This is a genomic window from Sphingomonas sp. NPDC079357 (genome assembly GCF_044901155.1).
In the GTDB taxonomy this organism is placed as follows: Bacteria; Pseudomonadota; Alphaproteobacteria; order Sphingomonadales; family Sphingomonadaceae; genus Sphingomonas.
The window spans coordinates 70,300-83,322 of record NZ_JBJDOM010000008.1 but is presented as its reverse complement, the minus strand read 5'-3'; the positions used below and the strand labels follow the sequence as shown (position 1 = coordinate 83,322).

Genomic DNA, 13,023 nt, shown 5'->3' with positions numbered 1-13,023 from the left:
CGTCATGTTGCTCCACCCCTCTCAGCAGCGGGCACGATGCCGTCGTCGAGCAGCGCGTGGAGCGCGGCGATATGGCCATTGTCCCGCGCGCCGCTTGGATCGGAGGTCATGACCACCGTCAGCTTCAGGTCCGGCACGATGAACAGCATCTGCCCGCCATAGCCCCAGGCGAAGCGCAACGGATGGCCGCGACTGGTGCCAACGAACCAGCCATAGCCATATTGCCCGCCGCTCCACGGCGATACGGTGCGCGGGGTCCAGCTATCCTCGATCCAGCGGGCGGGAACGATCCGCCGCCCGTCGATCACGCCGCCCAGGCGATAGAGCTCGCCGAACCGGGCCAGACTGCGCGGTGACATCATCATGTCGTTGCCGCCGAAAAAGATGCCCTGCGGGTCGCGCAACCATGGCGGGATGGTTATGCCGAGCGGCTCCGCCAGCCAGTCGCGCATCAGCGTGTGGGTGTCGCGTCCCGACGTGCGGGTCAGCATCGCCGACAGCAGATGCGTGTTGCCGGTCGAGTAGAGCATCGCGCCGCCCGGCTCATCGACGAACGGGCGCGCGAGGGCGAAGCGGACCCAGTTGCGACTGGACACCCAGCGCCCGTAATTCTCACCCGACGTCCGCTCCAGTCCGGCGCGCATCGTCAGCAGGTCCTCGACGGTCAGCCGGGCAAGACGCGGGTCGGGATCGGGTGGCGCATCGTTGCGAAGGACCGACAGCACGGGCTGGTCGACGCCGGTCAGCGCGCCTTTCGCGATCGCGATTCCAACCAACGCGGACAGGACCGACTTGGACGCGGACTTGATGTTGACCGGCCGGTCGAGCGGCGGCCCGCCGTTGAAGCGCTGCTCGGCCAGCACTTGTCCGTCGCGCAGGACCAGCAGCGAGCGGAGCCGAGGAAGACGGCTGGCTTGGGCAACGGTGTCGGCCAGGATGGCGCCGTCCACACCGCGCGTCTCGACCGGGCGAGACATGGCGGCTTGCCGTGGCGCAGGTGCAGCATCGCAACCGCTGGCGACGAGGAGCACCAGCGCGCAGGCATATCGCTTCACGGCGTCACCGCAGAGCGAAGCGAGTGCAGGAACTCCGCGGGCGCTTCGACCTGCGGCGAATGGCCGAGATCGTCCAGGCGGATCAGGCGGGCGCCTGGGATGCGCTTTACCGCATCCTCGGCGGCCTGCGGCACGGTGCGGACGCGGGTGCGCCGGCCCCCGGGCGCACTGTTGGCCCGAAAGGCCGTCAAGTCGCGCTGGCCGATGATGAGCGTGGTCGGCACCGCTAGGCGCGGCAGCTCGGCCGCGACCGGCTGGGTTTGGATCATATCGGACAAACGGGCCTGTGCGTCGCGCACCGTGTCGCCATCGGGGCTGGCATATTGCCCGGCCAGCATGGCGACCCAGCGATCATAGGCCGGCCGCCAGACCCCATGATAATAGTTGCGGAGCTGATAGGCCTTGATCGACGACGCGTCCGTCTTCGCCTCTTCGGCGCGCAGCTTACCGAGATCGGCATAGGGCACGCCCTCGCTTAGCGTGTCGTTGAGGCCGAGCGGATTGACCAGCACCAGCTTCGCGACCCGCTCGGGGTAGAGGAGCGCGAAGCGGGTGGCGAGGATGCCGCCGGTCGAATGACCGACCAGCACGACCTTGCCGGCCCCGGCCCGGTCGAGCAGCGCGGCAGTCAGCGCGGCCATGGTGTGGAAGCTGTACTGATAGCCACTCGGCTTCGACGATTTGCAGAAGCCGATCTGGTCCGGCGCGATGACGCGGTAGCCCGCTGCCGTCAGTCCGCGCGCGGTGTCGCCCCAGGTCGCGGCGCAGAAATTCTTGCCGTGGAGCAGGACGACCGTCGTGCCGTTGGGCGTGGCGGTCGCCTGCCAGTCGAGAAAGGCCATGCGAACCGGATGGCCCTGTGACGCCGCCTCGAACCAGTGCACGGGGGCAGGATAGTCGAACTGCTCCAGATTGGCACCGAGTGGCACGGTTTGCGCCGAGGCAGCGGTTGAAAGCAGGGCGGAACAGGCGGCGGCAGCGAGAAAGGGACGAAGCATCAAAGGGTAACACCGGTCGCGATGCCGATATCCCCTTATGCGCTTATTCTATCGAGGCGGGCGTGTAGCGACCAGAGCTCACGCAATAGCAAGTAGCTTCCTTTCGACGCCTGTTCATTGCGCGGAGATCAGCAGTCCGCGTAGCGGCTCGGCGTCTCGACAGTACGGGACTGTCAGTTCCTGTTACGTGGTGATGTCAATTTTGCCGGCCCCACGGATGATCTGATCGCCCCCCGCGGCGTCCGACGACGATCGATTCCGGTTGAACCGACCCAGATCGGAGCGGACAGCAAACGGCGAAGTTCTGGTATCGACCAGTCGGCGCGCTTGTCATGGTTACGGTTGCGCTGTTGACGTGCCTTTTTGCCGATGCCTTTTCGGGCCTTCCTGAAGGTGATCGGCTCAGCGGGACGATGCCCCACCTTTGCGTTCGCTCCCTCGGCATGATCGAGAACAGCCGTAACCCAAGTGATGTGTTTGTTGATCGTCATCTGGAACACGCTGAGCATATCTGGTGCCATAGAATTGACCCGTTCGAGGCTCGCGGCGATCCCGCCCGCCCGTTCCTCGGTCGTGCGCCCCAAGCGATTGGGGAGAGCCCGGCCTAGTTCGGTGAAGGCGGTTCCATGCTCCTGCTTTATGTCCTCAATGAAGACATTTTCTCCATATGCGAAATCGAATAGGCGAATGGCGGTTTGGACCTGTTTGACGGTGTTCGTATCCCACGCCTTCTCTTTCTTGTGGGCGTTGATATATTTGTCGGCTGCCTCCCGCAGACGCATGTTCGGCTTCTCTGGCACTGGCGCCTTTGCTGGTGCCTCAGGCGTGACAACAGTCGATCGTTGCGAGGGGATCGGCCGGCACCTCTTCCCACGCAAATGGTGTGTCGTCCGCCAGTGCGTCGTCGATCCAGTTGTCGGAAACGTCTCCGTTCGCCGACAGGCTTGCCGTCGCCTTGCGGCACGCCACCGCTTTAGCGGCGCAGACAGTGGCGTGCAGCTTGTCGAGGTTTGTGGCCGTTGGCGCGAGCCCAAAGTTGGTGACATAGCTGTCGATCCGTTTTGTGGAGGCTGGGCTCCCGCTCTGGAGATCGGAGATAGTACCGGCGACTGCTTTCGCCTCTCGCATGTCCCAGCCGTTGTCGATCAAGCGCTCATAGTCATCGAGCGACCATTTCGCCTCGACGCCGCGTTTCGACAGGAAGGTTCATGCCTCGGCATAGCGAGAGTTCAGGCTGGCATGATCGACGGCGGGGGTGCTGCTGGCGATCTGATCCTCGAGGATGGGCTGCAACTGCCAGCGCAGCGCGTCGCTGAATACCTTTTTGAGCTGGTCGGGTCTTACCCCAGAGGATCGTTCGCCATATCCCATGGGCAATTCCGTAAAGCTCATCGCACCGGTGGGTAACGCGAGCGTTAACAGCACGCCAGCCACCGTCATTTTCTTGCGACACCAATCGTGACTGCCGCGCAGCGCCACGTTCGAAAAGCTTATTCCGCCACGCCAAGGGGTACAGTCGAGGGTACAACCGTCTCTGATCGCCGTCGTTAAGACGCGAAATCAGAGACTTAGAGGCGGATGGTCGGGGAGACAGGATTCGAACCTGCGACATCCTGCTCCCAAAGCAGGCGCGCTACCAGACTGCGCCACTCCCCGACGCGGGTGAGGGATCGGCCTAGGCCGTGCGGTCCGCGCATGCAAGCGGCGGAGCGTATCCCTCATAAAAAGAAGAGGCGCCCTCAGGCGCCTCGCAAGGGCGTTGCCCCACCAAACCACTGACTGCTCAACGCGCCGCGGTATCATCCTCGGCCATGTCGCGGAGGTTGTCCGCCTGGTCCGCGAAATTGTCGGCAGCACCCTCCAGCATGGCGGCGGCACTGTCGTTGGCGGTGGCTTCGGCCATCGCGTCGAGGTCGTTGGCCTTGCGCTCTAGCGCATCGGCCACCGCCTCGGCATTGTTACCGATCGAAGCCGTGCCGGAACGATCGCTGCATCCCGATACGCCACAAAGCGCGATCGCGAGCAGGGGAAGGAACTTCCTCATGACCACCGGCACGGCTCCCATCGATTACATGTTCTTCGCAGCGTCCTCGCCGGCGTCACGAACGTTGTCCGCGGCCGAGTGGATGTTCTCGGCGACTGCCTCGGCGTTGTCCTCGGCGAACGGGTTCGCAGTGGTGTTCGACATGTCGGCAACGTTGGCTGCCATCGCATCCATGTTGTCAGCCATCGCATCGGCGTTGTTCTCGACCGCCGAAGCCTCAGGCGACTTCGAGCAAGCGGCAACCGACATCAGGCCAGCGGCGGCGGCAACGAGCAGGATCTTCTTCATCGGAATGCTCCCAAGCATTACATAAAAAAACTCGCGCCCGACCCCAGCGCCGTCGCGAACCCTCGCAATACCCTACCAACCGGGGGGGTCAATAAGCAAAATTCACCTTTGCGAAAGGTTGCGACGAATGGTGACCCGCCATGGCGCACCTTTCACCCCCAATTCACGGGCGCGCCACCGGTCCGATCTCTTCGGGAGCGTTCGCGACAATCGCCAGCATCGTCGTCCATGCCGCGACATTCTGGCGCAATTGTTCGGGATCGATCCGCTCAAGCACATCGTCGGGCGTGTGGTGAGTTTCGAAATAGCGCAGCCCCGACTGGTTCAGGTCGACGCCCGCCACGCCCATCGCGATCGTTGGAGCGATATCGGTACCGTCGCCGCCACGCCCGCTACCCGCGACGATCCCGAGCGGAGCGAGTGCGCTGGAGAGTCGCCCAGTGATCGCTACCGCGCTGTCGGGGAATTGTGTTTCGAACCGCCAGATTCGGTCGGCACCAAAGTCGCTCTCGGATGCGGTGGCATGGCGCTCGTTCCCATGACGCCTGGCGTAATCCTCGCCGCCGAACCCGCCGACTTCCTCGGCCCCGAACCAGACGACGCGGATCGTTCGACGCGGGCGCTGACCGCTGTCCAGGATCCGCTTGGCCGCGGCGGCGGTGATCGCGACGCCGCTGGCATCGTCGATCGCGCCGGTGCCGAGGTCCCAGCTATCCAGATGTCCGCCGACCAGCACCACGCCCGCCGCCGGGTCGGTGCCCGGCACCTCGGCAATGACATTGCCCGATTCGCGCTCGCCGATCATTTTTGGTGTCAGCAGCAGCTTGAGCCGGATCGGCTGTCCGCGCTTTGCCAGCCGTTCGATCAAAGCTGCGTCCGGCGTAGACAGTGCGGCGGCCGGGATCGGCTTCACGCCCGCCGGGAAGGTGGTGACCCCGGTATGCGGCAGCCGGTGCGTATCCGTGCCGATCGAGCGGATGACGATCGCCGCCGCACCCTTTTGCGAGGCGAGTGCCGGCCCAGTGAAGCGCGCCGGTCCGCTGCTGCCATAGCTCGACCCGTCCTGCGTCGGCTGCATCGAATTGCCGATATAGACGATCCTGCCGCTGATCGCTGCCGCGGGCGCGTTGGCGAACTCGATATATGAAGGAAAGACGACCAACTCGCCGGTCAGCCCGCGCGACCCGGTGCTCGCCGAATTTCCGAGCGCGACCAGTGTCAGCTTCTGAGGGACCGGGGCGATGATCTCGGCAGTCTCGTCGCCACGCACCCACACCGGCATCTTGTACGATTCGGCGCGAACATTGCTGAAGCCGAGCGCGGTCAGCTTCTTGACTGCCCAGTCGCGCGCGCGGGCCTCTGCCTCGGTGCCCGCGAGCCGCTGCCCAACCTCGGTCGTCAGCCCCTCGACGATGTCATAGGCGCTATCGTCCTTCAGCGCGGCGTCGCGCAACGCCGCGACCTGCGGATCAACGGCGGCCGGCGTCGGCGCCGCGGTGCGCTGCGCCGCGGCGGGGGTGGCGAGCAGCAGGGCGATCGTCAGCGGGGAAAGTTGCTTCATAGCTCGCGGCGTAACCGGCCCGGTGCGGTTTGCCAACGGCGCGGGCTGCGCTTACATGCGCGCCGACGATTTTTTCGCTGCACCCTCTCTTTCACGGAGCCGCGCGCCAGATGGCCGTTCAGTACACCTATGTCATGAAGGGTCTGACCAAGACCTTCCCGGGCGCGAACAAGCCCGTCCTCAACAACATCCACCTGCAATTCCTGCCCTCGGCCAAGATCGCGATCATCGGGCCGAACGGCTCGGGCAAGTCGACGCTCATGAAGATCATGGCCGGGATGGACCCCGACTTCGTCGGCGAGGCCTGGGCGGCGGACGGCATCCGCGTCGGCTATCTGGCGCAGGAGCCGCTGCTCGATCCGACCAAGGACGTGATGGGCAATGTCAAGGACGGCGTGCGCCCGGTCGCCGACTTGGTCGATCGCTTCAACGCGATCTCGGCCGAGATGGGCGATCCCAAGGACGACACCGACTTCGACGCGCTGATGGAGGAGATGGGCGATCTTCAGGCGAGGATCGACGCGGTCGACGGCTGGGCCCTCGACAGCCAGCTCGAGCAGGCGATGGAAGCGCTCCGCTGCCCGCCCGGCGATTCAGCGGTGACCAACCTGTCCGGCGGTGAGAAGCGCCGGGTCGCATTGTGCAAGCTGTTGCTGGAAAAGCCCGACATCCTGCTGCTCGACGAGCCCACCAACCACCTCGACGCCGAAAGCGTGTCGTGGCTGGAGAACTACCTCAAGGAATATACCGGCAACGTCATCCTTGTCACCCACGATCGCTACTTCCTCGACAATGTCGTGAACTGGGTGCTCGAACTCGATCGCGGTCGTTACTACACCTACGAGTCGAACTATTCGGGCTATCTGGAGAAAAAGGCCAAGCGCCTCGAGCAGGAGGAGCGCGAGGAAGCCGGCAAGCAGAAGGCGATCGCCGACGAGCTGGCGTGGATGCGTCAGACGCCCAAGGCGCGACAGACCAAGAGCAAGGCGCGAATCCGCGCGTTTGACGAGCTGATGGAAAAGCAGGAAAATCGCGTTGCCGGCAAGGCCGCGATCCTGATCCAGCTTCCCTCCCGCCTGGGCGGCAAGGTGATCGAGGCCAAGGGGCTGACCAAGGCCTATGGCGACAAATTGCTGTTCGACAATCTCGACTTCACGCTGCCGCCGGGCGGCATCGTTGGCGTGATCGGGCCGAACGGCGCGGGCAAGTCGACGCTGTTCAAGCTGATCACCGGGCAGGAAGTGCCTGATTCAGGGACGATCGAGGTCGGCTCGACCGTCAAGCTCGGCTATGTCGACCAGAGCCGCGACGATCTCGATCCGAACAAGAACGTCTGGCAGGAAATCTCCGACGAGCTGGAAGTCTTCCGCTTCGGCAAGCAGGAAATGGGGACGCGCGCCTATGTCGGCGCGTTCAACTTCCGCGGGCCCGACCAGCAGAAGAAAGTCGGCCAGCTCTCGGGCGGCGAGCGCAACCGCGTCCACATGGCCAAGATGCTCAAGGAGGGCGGCAACGTGTTGCTGCTCGACGAACCGACCAACGACCTCGACGTCGAGACGCTGCGCGCGCTCGAAGAGGCGCTGGAGACCTTCGCGGGATGCGCCGTGGTGATCAGCCACGATCGCTTCTTCCTCGATCGCCTGTGCACGCACATTCTCGCCTTCGAAGGCGACAGCCATGTCGAATGGTTCGAAGGCAATTACGAAAGCTACGAGGAAGACAAACGCCGCCGTCTCGGCGACGCCGCCGACCGCCCGACGCGGCTGGCGTACAAGAAGCTTACTCGCTGATGCGTTGAGGGCGGGGCGCTACCGCGCGCCCCGTTCCCTCGTGCCGGGTGTTGAAACCTGTAACCGTCACCTCGGATCAAGTCCGAGGCGACGCGGCGAGCAGACCCAGGCAATCGAAGCACGCGATCGCCTGAAATCACGCCTACCTCCGCTCGCTCGCGCTTCTGTCGCGCAACGCCAGGAACTCGCTGCCCGCGCTCCAGGTCGGCCACACGCCGGCCTTCGACAGCCGCTGGCCCATCGCGTGAAACAGGTCGACGTCCGCCGCCGCGCCGTCCAGCTTCCACCCTGCATCCCAGGCGTCGCAGGTCTTGTGGTAGCAGGCCATATAGTCGTCGAGCCACTTCTGCCCACCGGCGCGGCCGCCGTCACGCAGGTCCGCCGCGCCGCCGAGCGCCATCAGCAGCAGCGACGGCACCCCGCGCCGCACCACCGAGAAATGATCGGCGCGGTAGAAGAGGCCGCGTTCGCTGAACGTCTCGGAAGTCACGGTGCGGCCTTGCGCGCGCGCCGCGTCCGCCAGCAACCCGTCGAGCGACGACTGCCCCTGTCCGACCAGCACCACATCCTTCGCCGGCCCCGCGGTCTGGAGAATATCGAGCGTCAGGTTCGCCGCGGTCTTCGCGAGCGGATAGACGGGATGCGCCGCGTAATGTTCGGAACCGAGCAGCCCGCGCTCCTCGCCCGTCCACAGCGCGAACACCAAGGTCCGCTCCGGCGCGGGGGCGGCCTTGAACAGCCGCGCCAGCTCGACGACGCCGGCCGTCCCCAGCGCATCGTCGTCCGCGCCGGGACGCAGCGTCTTACCCGAGGCATCCGCGGGGCCCTCGCCATAAGCATCCCAGTGGGCGGCGAACATCACGGTTTCGTCGGGACGCGTCGTGCCGGGGATTTTCGCTAGCACGTTGGCGCTCTCGATCCGCTCGACCGCGACCTTCGCGGTCGCCGAGAAGCGCGGCGTCATTGCCACCGGGCGGAACGCCTTCGATCGCGCCGCCACGCGCAGCTTGGCAAGATCGAGTCCGGCGTCCGCAAACAGCCGGTCGGCGACATCATGCTCGATCCAGCCCTGCAACGGCACCCGGCGGTCGCTCGCCGTGCGGACGATGTCGTAATTCTCCCCGTTCGCGGCATTGACCGTCGACCATGGATAGCCCGCGCCGCCGGTGTCGTGGACGATCAGCGCCGCCGCCGCCCCGCGCCGGGCGGCTTCCTCGAACTTGTAGGTCCAGCGCCCGTAATAGGTCATGCGACGGTCGCCGAATTTGCCTTTGGCGTCGTCGCCGGCCTGCGCCTCGAAATCGGGGTCGTTGACGAGGAAGACCAAGGTCTTGCCGCGCAGGTCCATGCCCTTGAAGTCGTCCCATCCGGCCTCGGGCGCGGAGACGCCATAGCCGACGAACACCATCGGCGAATCCTTGATCGCCACCGCCGGCGCATCGCGCACCGTCGTGACCGCGATCTCCTTGCCTTGCGTCAGCGTGGTGCGGCCGATCGACATACGCGCTTGAGGGGCAACGCGGGTGTGGATCAGCGGCACTTTCTGGAGCCACTGCCCGTCCAGACCGCCTGGCTGGAGCCCGAGCGCGGTGAAGCGCGCGACCAGCCAGTCGAGCGTCTTCTTCTCACCCGGAGTGCCCGGGGCACGCCCGCCATATTCGGGCGAGGCGAGCACCCGCACGTCGTCGGACAGTCGCTGCGGCGCGGCCTCCTCCGCCAGCGCCGGGCTGGCGATCGTTGCGGCCAGTGCCAGCGCGAGAGTGAGCCGCATCGTCAATCCTTCCATCGTACCAGCACGTGATTGTCGCGGCGGTCGACATCGATCGATCCGATCGCATCGACCAGATCGGAGAGGCGCTTGTACCCGTAATTGCGCACGTCGAAGCTCGACCGGTTGGCCGCGCGCTGCCCCAACGCCGACAGCCGTACAAAGCCCTTGGCATCCGGCTTCAGCGAATCATAGGCGTCGTGAAGCAGTTGCAGCAATTCGGGATCGTCGGCTGGGCGCGTTGCTGCCGGAGTCGGGGCAGGGCCAGTCGCCACCGCGCCGATCGGCGGCGGCACCGACTCGCCGATCGGCACCTCGACACGCCGCGCACGCTTCGGCTTGGTCGTCTCCATCAACGCATTGACGTCGATAAAGCGCGTGCAGGCGTTGCGGAAGCCGGCGGGCGTGTTGCTGTTGCCGAAGCCATAGACCTCGAGCCCGTCCTGCCGGATGCGCGTGGCCAGCGGCATGAAGTCGCTGTCCGACGACATGATGCCAAACGCGTCCACGCGCCCGCGGTGAAGTAGGTCCATCGCGTCGATCGTCATCTTCATGTCGGTGGCGTTCTTGCCGCGCGTCAGGTCGAATTGCTGCTGCGGCTCGATGCCGTGCATGACGCTCATGTCACGCCAGCCCTTCAACCCTTCCTTGGACCAATTGCCGTAGACCCGCCGCACATTGACGCGGCCGAACTCGGCAAGCGCCGTCAGCACGGGGTCGAGCGCCTGCCACGACGCGTTGTCGGCGTCGATCAGCAGCGCGATGTTTCGATTGAGATTGTCGTCGGAAGCCATGTTCGCTGCATCGGCTGCGGGAGGCGCGGGGTCAATCTCTCGCGCAGCCTCGGTGTGATCGATCACAAGGTCGTCATTCCCGCGCAGGCGGAAATCCAGACGCGCAGGTCCGTGGATAGAGTCGGGAGGTCAGCGGTTCTGGATTCCCGCCTGCGCGGGAATGACGGTTCATGGATAGCGAACGGGGATGACCCCAAGTTACGACCCCTGTGGCTGAGGATAGGCGATCGCAACGATCTCATATTCCCGCTCGCCCGCCGGCAGCATCACCCGCCGCAAATCGCCGACCGTGGCCCCCCGCAAGGCGCGGGCGATCGGCGCGTTCCAGCCGACGCGACCCGCGCCCGCCTCGGCCTCGTCGTCGCCGACCAGCGTCAGCACGCGTTCGTTGTCCTCCTCGTCGGCGATCGTCACGATTGCGCCGAACCACACGCGCGAACGGTCCTGCTGCTGGGCGGGATCGACGACCTTGGCCGCCTTCATCCGCTTCGACAGCCAACCGAGCCGCCGGTCGATCTCGCGCAGCTTCTTGCGACCATAGATGTAATCGCCGTTCTCGGACCGGTCGCCGTTGCCCGCCGCCCAGCTGATCGTCTCGACCAGCGCCGGACGATCCTTCGCAAACAGCTGCTCATATTCCGCGCGCAGCTTCGCATAACCGGCGGGCGTCATGTAATTCGGCCGGTCGGTCATCCGCCGCGTGCCCGGCCCAGATACCAGCTGAGGTTGTTCGGACCGCGGCTCTTGGCGCGCGCCGGGTTCATCAGATCGTAAACGACCGCATTCTCCAGCACGCGCTGCACGTAATTGCGCGTCTCGCCGTACGGGATCGCCTCCACCCAGTCGACCGCATCGACCGCGCCGGTGCGCGGGTCGCCGTTGGCGCGCAGCCATTTGTTCACATTGCCCGGCCCGGCGTTGTAGGCAGCGATTGCCAGCGGATAGCTGCCGTACAGCGCGAAGATCCGCTGGAAATAGCTCGAGCCGAGCTGGATGTTGTAATTGGTGTCGCTGGTCAGCCGCAGTGGATCGTAGTCGAGCCCGAGCTTGCCGGCCTGCTCGCGCGCGGTGCCGGGCATCAGCTGCATCAGCCCGCTCGCGCCGACCGGGCTACGCGCCATGCGATCGAACTGGCTCTCCTGTCGCGCGACCGCATGGATCAACGGCCACTCCGCCTCGTACCCGCTCGGCACCGCAACGGTCGGGAAGCCGTTGGCGCTATATTCGGTCAGGCCGTTCTGCATCGCGCTGCGCCCGAGCAGCACGCCGAGATCGGGCCGGCCGAGCGAGCGCGACAATTCATCCGCAAGATAATGGTCGGTGTCGCTGGTCGCATCCGCAGCGATCTGCTTCACGAAGGCGGTCTGGTCCTGATATTGCCCGGCCTGCCCAAGGAACTGCGCCGCGCGCACCACCTCCCGACCGTAAAAGGCCGAGCGTGCGGTCGCCGCGATCACCGGCGTCGGCGGGGCAGGGGGCGCGGTAAGCGGCCGGCGGAGATGCTCGATCGCCAATTGACCGTAATATTGGTCGCGATAGCCGGCGGTGCGCTCGAAAAGCGCATTGGCGTCGGGCTGGCGCGCCTGCTCGGCGGTGCGCGCCGCCCAGTACAGCCCCTTGGCGCGCGTCTGCGGCGACTGGCTGCCGAGCCCGTAGCGCTCGAACATCGCGCGCGCATCGGCGGGCCGCCCGAGTTTGAGCGCCGCTTGGCCGGCCAGCCACGCCAGCGACGTATAATCGTCGCGTTCGCCATACGGCTTGATTGAAACGTCGGTGCCTGCCGGGTAGGCGTCGTCGATCTGTCGCGCGATATCATAGGCGGTCTGCCACTGGCCGTCCGCCGCCGCCGCGCGGGCGTTGACCAGCAGCGCCTCGTAAAACTTTTCGACATTGCCTGGCCGCGTCATGCCGCTGCGGGTGCGCGCAAGCCAGCCGCGCGCGCTGGGGCTCGCGCCCGAGTTGCGCAGCCATATCGCCTTGTCGGCGATATAGCCGGCGTCGCGTGCGCCGATCGCGTCATAGCTGGCCGCGAGCGCCGAGGCGTTCTCGGCATTGCTGCGGAACGCCAGCCGCGCGGTGAACAGCGGGCGCGCCGCCTCGCTGGTATAGACCAGCATCCGCTGCGCGCTGCCCGTCGCGCCCTGCCACAGCAAGGCGTCGGTGCGCGCGTCATGGTCGGCGGGGGACAGCGCGCTGGCAAACTGGGTCAGCACGGTCGATTCATCCTGCGGCGACAGATTGCCCTGCCGCCAGCCGGTGCGCGCCGCCACCTGCGCGTCCATGCTCGCGCCGGTCGCCTGATAGGCGCGCGCGCAGGCGATCCAGCCCGCGGCGGTCAACGGTTTCCAGCGGCGACAGAAGGCCGCAACGCTCGTCACCGGCGTGTTCGGGTCGGTCGCCGCCTTGCGCTCCAGCGTGCGCCGAAACCCGGCCTCGCCCGGCCAGCCGGGATGCGCGCTGATGAACGAGAAATAGCTGTCGAACGGCAGCGCGTCGGTCTGTTGCAGCGCCTTCCATTGCGCAACCGGCTGCACCATCGATGGTAGCGCCCGCGTGACGGCGGGCGCTTGTGACGACTGTGGCGCGGGCACGCCGCCAAATTGCCCGGCGGCCACCGCCAGGGTTCCTGCTGCTGCAACGAAAAGGATCAACGCACCCGCCTTCACTGTTTTTGACCAACGCCCGTGGTGGACAGCATAGCAGCCCTAGCCGTATCTGCGCTGAA

At 65.8% G+C, this 13,023-nt stretch carries 13 protein-coding genes and 1 tRNA gene; 1 reads left to right on the top strand and 13 read right to left on the bottom strand.

The features are described from left to right. Positions 1 to 2: 2 nt before the first annotated feature. The 9 genes from ACI2JO_RS17670 to ACI2JO_RS17630 form a co-directional block, all read right to left on the bottom strand. Positions 3 to 1,055, bottom strand: a complete 1,053-nt coding sequence (locus ACI2JO_RS17670) for a serine hydrolase domain-containing protein (protein ID WP_404721921.1) — start codon at positions 1,053 to 1,055, stop codon at positions 3 to 5. Further along, entirely contained in the window at positions 1,052 to 2,053 is a 1,002-nt protein-coding gene (locus ACI2JO_RS17665) for an alpha/beta fold hydrolase (RefSeq protein ID WP_404721920.1), read from the bottom strand. Before ACI2JO_RS17665 ends, ACI2JO_RS17670 begins: the two co-directional genes overlap by 4 nt. Positions 2,054 to 2,226: 173 nt before the next feature. After that, positions 2,227 to 2,835, bottom strand: a complete 609-nt coding sequence (locus ACI2JO_RS17660; protein WP_404721919.1) for a hypothetical protein — start codon at positions 2,833 to 2,835, stop codon at positions 2,227 to 2,229. Positions 2,836 to 2,872: 37 nt separating this feature from the next. After that, complete coding sequence (locus ACI2JO_RS17655) at positions 2,873 to 3,202, bottom strand: hypothetical protein (RefSeq protein WP_404721918.1); 330 nt, start codon at positions 3,200 to 3,202, stop codon at positions 2,873 to 2,875. A 57-nt stretch (positions 3,203 to 3,259) separates the two neighbouring features. Further along, positions 3,260 to 3,532 (bottom strand): hypothetical protein, encoded by a 273-nt coding sequence (locus ACI2JO_RS17650; RefSeq protein ID WP_404721917.1) that lies wholly within the window; start codon positions 3,530 to 3,532, stop codon positions 3,260 to 3,262. A 100-nt stretch (positions 3,533 to 3,632) separates the two neighbouring features. Further along, a tRNA-Pro gene (locus ACI2JO_RS17645) sits at positions 3,633 to 3,709 on the bottom strand. 127 nt (positions 3,710 to 3,836) lie between these two features. Then, positions 3,837 to 4,097 (bottom strand): hypothetical protein, encoded by a 261-nt coding sequence (locus tag ACI2JO_RS17640; RefSeq protein ID WP_404721916.1) that lies wholly within the window; start codon positions 4,095 to 4,097, stop codon positions 3,837 to 3,839. A gap of 24 nt (positions 4,098 to 4,121) precedes the next feature. Further along, on the bottom strand, positions 4,122 to 4,385 hold the full coding sequence (locus ACI2JO_RS17635; RefSeq protein ID WP_404721915.1) for a hypothetical protein: 264 nt from the start codon (positions 4,383 to 4,385) through the stop codon (positions 4,122 to 4,124). Positions 4,386 to 4,548: 163 nt separating this feature from the next. After that, positions 4,549 to 5,946: a M20/M25/M40 family metallo-hydrolase gene (locus tag ACI2JO_RS17630; protein WP_404721914.1), complete on the bottom strand. Its 1,398-nt coding sequence runs from the start codon at positions 5,944 to 5,946 to the stop codon at positions 4,549 to 4,551. A 110-nt stretch (positions 5,947 to 6,056) separates the two neighbouring features. Between ACI2JO_RS17630 and ettA the strand changes: the two genes are divergently transcribed. Next, the gene (gene ettA, locus ACI2JO_RS17625; RefSeq protein WP_404721913.1) at positions 6,057 to 7,736 is read left to right on the top strand and encodes an energy-dependent translational throttle protein EttA; all 1,680 of its coding nucleotides are present in this window, start codon (positions 6,057 to 6,059) and stop codon (positions 7,734 to 7,736) included. Between the two features lie 142 nt (positions 7,737 to 7,878). Here ettA and ACI2JO_RS17620 read toward each other — a convergent pair whose 3' ends face one another. The 4 genes from ACI2JO_RS17620 to ACI2JO_RS17605 all read right to left on the bottom strand — a co-directional run bounded on the left by ACI2JO_RS17620 (position 7,879) and on the right by ACI2JO_RS17605 (position 12,949). Then, positions 7,879 to 9,507: a M28 family peptidase gene (locus tag ACI2JO_RS17620; protein ID WP_404721912.1), complete on the bottom strand. Its 1,629-nt coding sequence runs from the start codon at positions 9,505 to 9,507 to the stop codon at positions 7,879 to 7,881. A 2-nt stretch (positions 9,508 to 9,509) separates the two neighbouring features. Further along, a complete protein-coding gene (locus ACI2JO_RS17615; RefSeq protein ID WP_404721911.1) occupies positions 9,510 to 10,298 on the bottom strand; it encodes an NYN domain-containing protein in 789 nt (262 codons plus the stop codon). Positions 10,299 to 10,496: 198 nt separating this feature from the next. Then, positions 10,497 to 10,991: a transcription elongation factor GreB gene (gene greB, locus ACI2JO_RS17610; protein ID WP_404721910.1), complete on the bottom strand. Its 495-nt coding sequence runs from the start codon at positions 10,989 to 10,991 to the stop codon at positions 10,497 to 10,499. Beyond that, positions 10,988 to 12,949, bottom strand: coding sequence for a lytic transglycosylase domain-containing protein (locus ACI2JO_RS17605; protein ID WP_404721909.1), 1,962 nt, complete (start codon positions 12,947 to 12,949; stop codon positions 10,988 to 10,990). Before ACI2JO_RS17605 ends, greB begins: the two co-directional genes overlap by 4 nt. Positions 12,950 to 13,023: the final 74 nt, after the last annotated feature.

Excerpts from the sequence above, each read along its gene's own strand:
- ACI2JO_RS17665 (WP_404721920.1), bottom strand. The coding sequence starts at position 2,053 with ATGCTTCGTCCCTTTCTCGCTGCCGCCGCCTGTTCCGCCCTGCTTTCA.
- ACI2JO_RS17660 (WP_404721919.1), bottom strand. The coding sequence starts at position 2,835 with ATGCGTCTGCGGGAGGCAGCCGACAAATATATCAACGCCCACAAGAAA.
- ACI2JO_RS17640 (WP_404721916.1), bottom strand. The coding sequence starts at position 4,097 with ATGAGGAAGTTCCTTCCCCTGCTCGCGATCGCGCTTTGTGGCGTATCG.
- ACI2JO_RS17635 (WP_404721915.1), bottom strand. The coding sequence starts at position 4,385 with ATGAAGAAGATCCTGCTCGTTGCCGCCGCCGCTGGCCTGATGTCGGTT.
- ACI2JO_RS17630 (WP_404721914.1), bottom strand. The coding sequence starts at position 5,946 with ATGAAGCAACTTTCCCCGCTGACGATCGCCCTGCTGCTCGCCACCCCC.
- ettA (WP_404721913.1), top strand. The coding sequence starts at position 6,057 with ATGGCCGTTCAGTACACCTATGTCATGAAGGGTCTGACCAAGACCTTC.
- ACI2JO_RS17620 (WP_404721912.1), bottom strand. The coding sequence starts at position 9,507 with ATGCGGCTCACTCTCGCGCTGGCACTGGCCGCAACGATCGCCAGCCCG.
- ACI2JO_RS17615 (WP_404721911.1), bottom strand. The coding sequence starts at position 10,298 with ATGGCTTCCGACGACAATCTCAATCGAAACATCGCGCTGCTGATCGAC.
- greB (WP_404721910.1), bottom strand. The coding sequence starts at position 10,991 with ATGACCGACCGGCCGAATTACATGACGCCCGCCGGTTATGCGAAGCTG.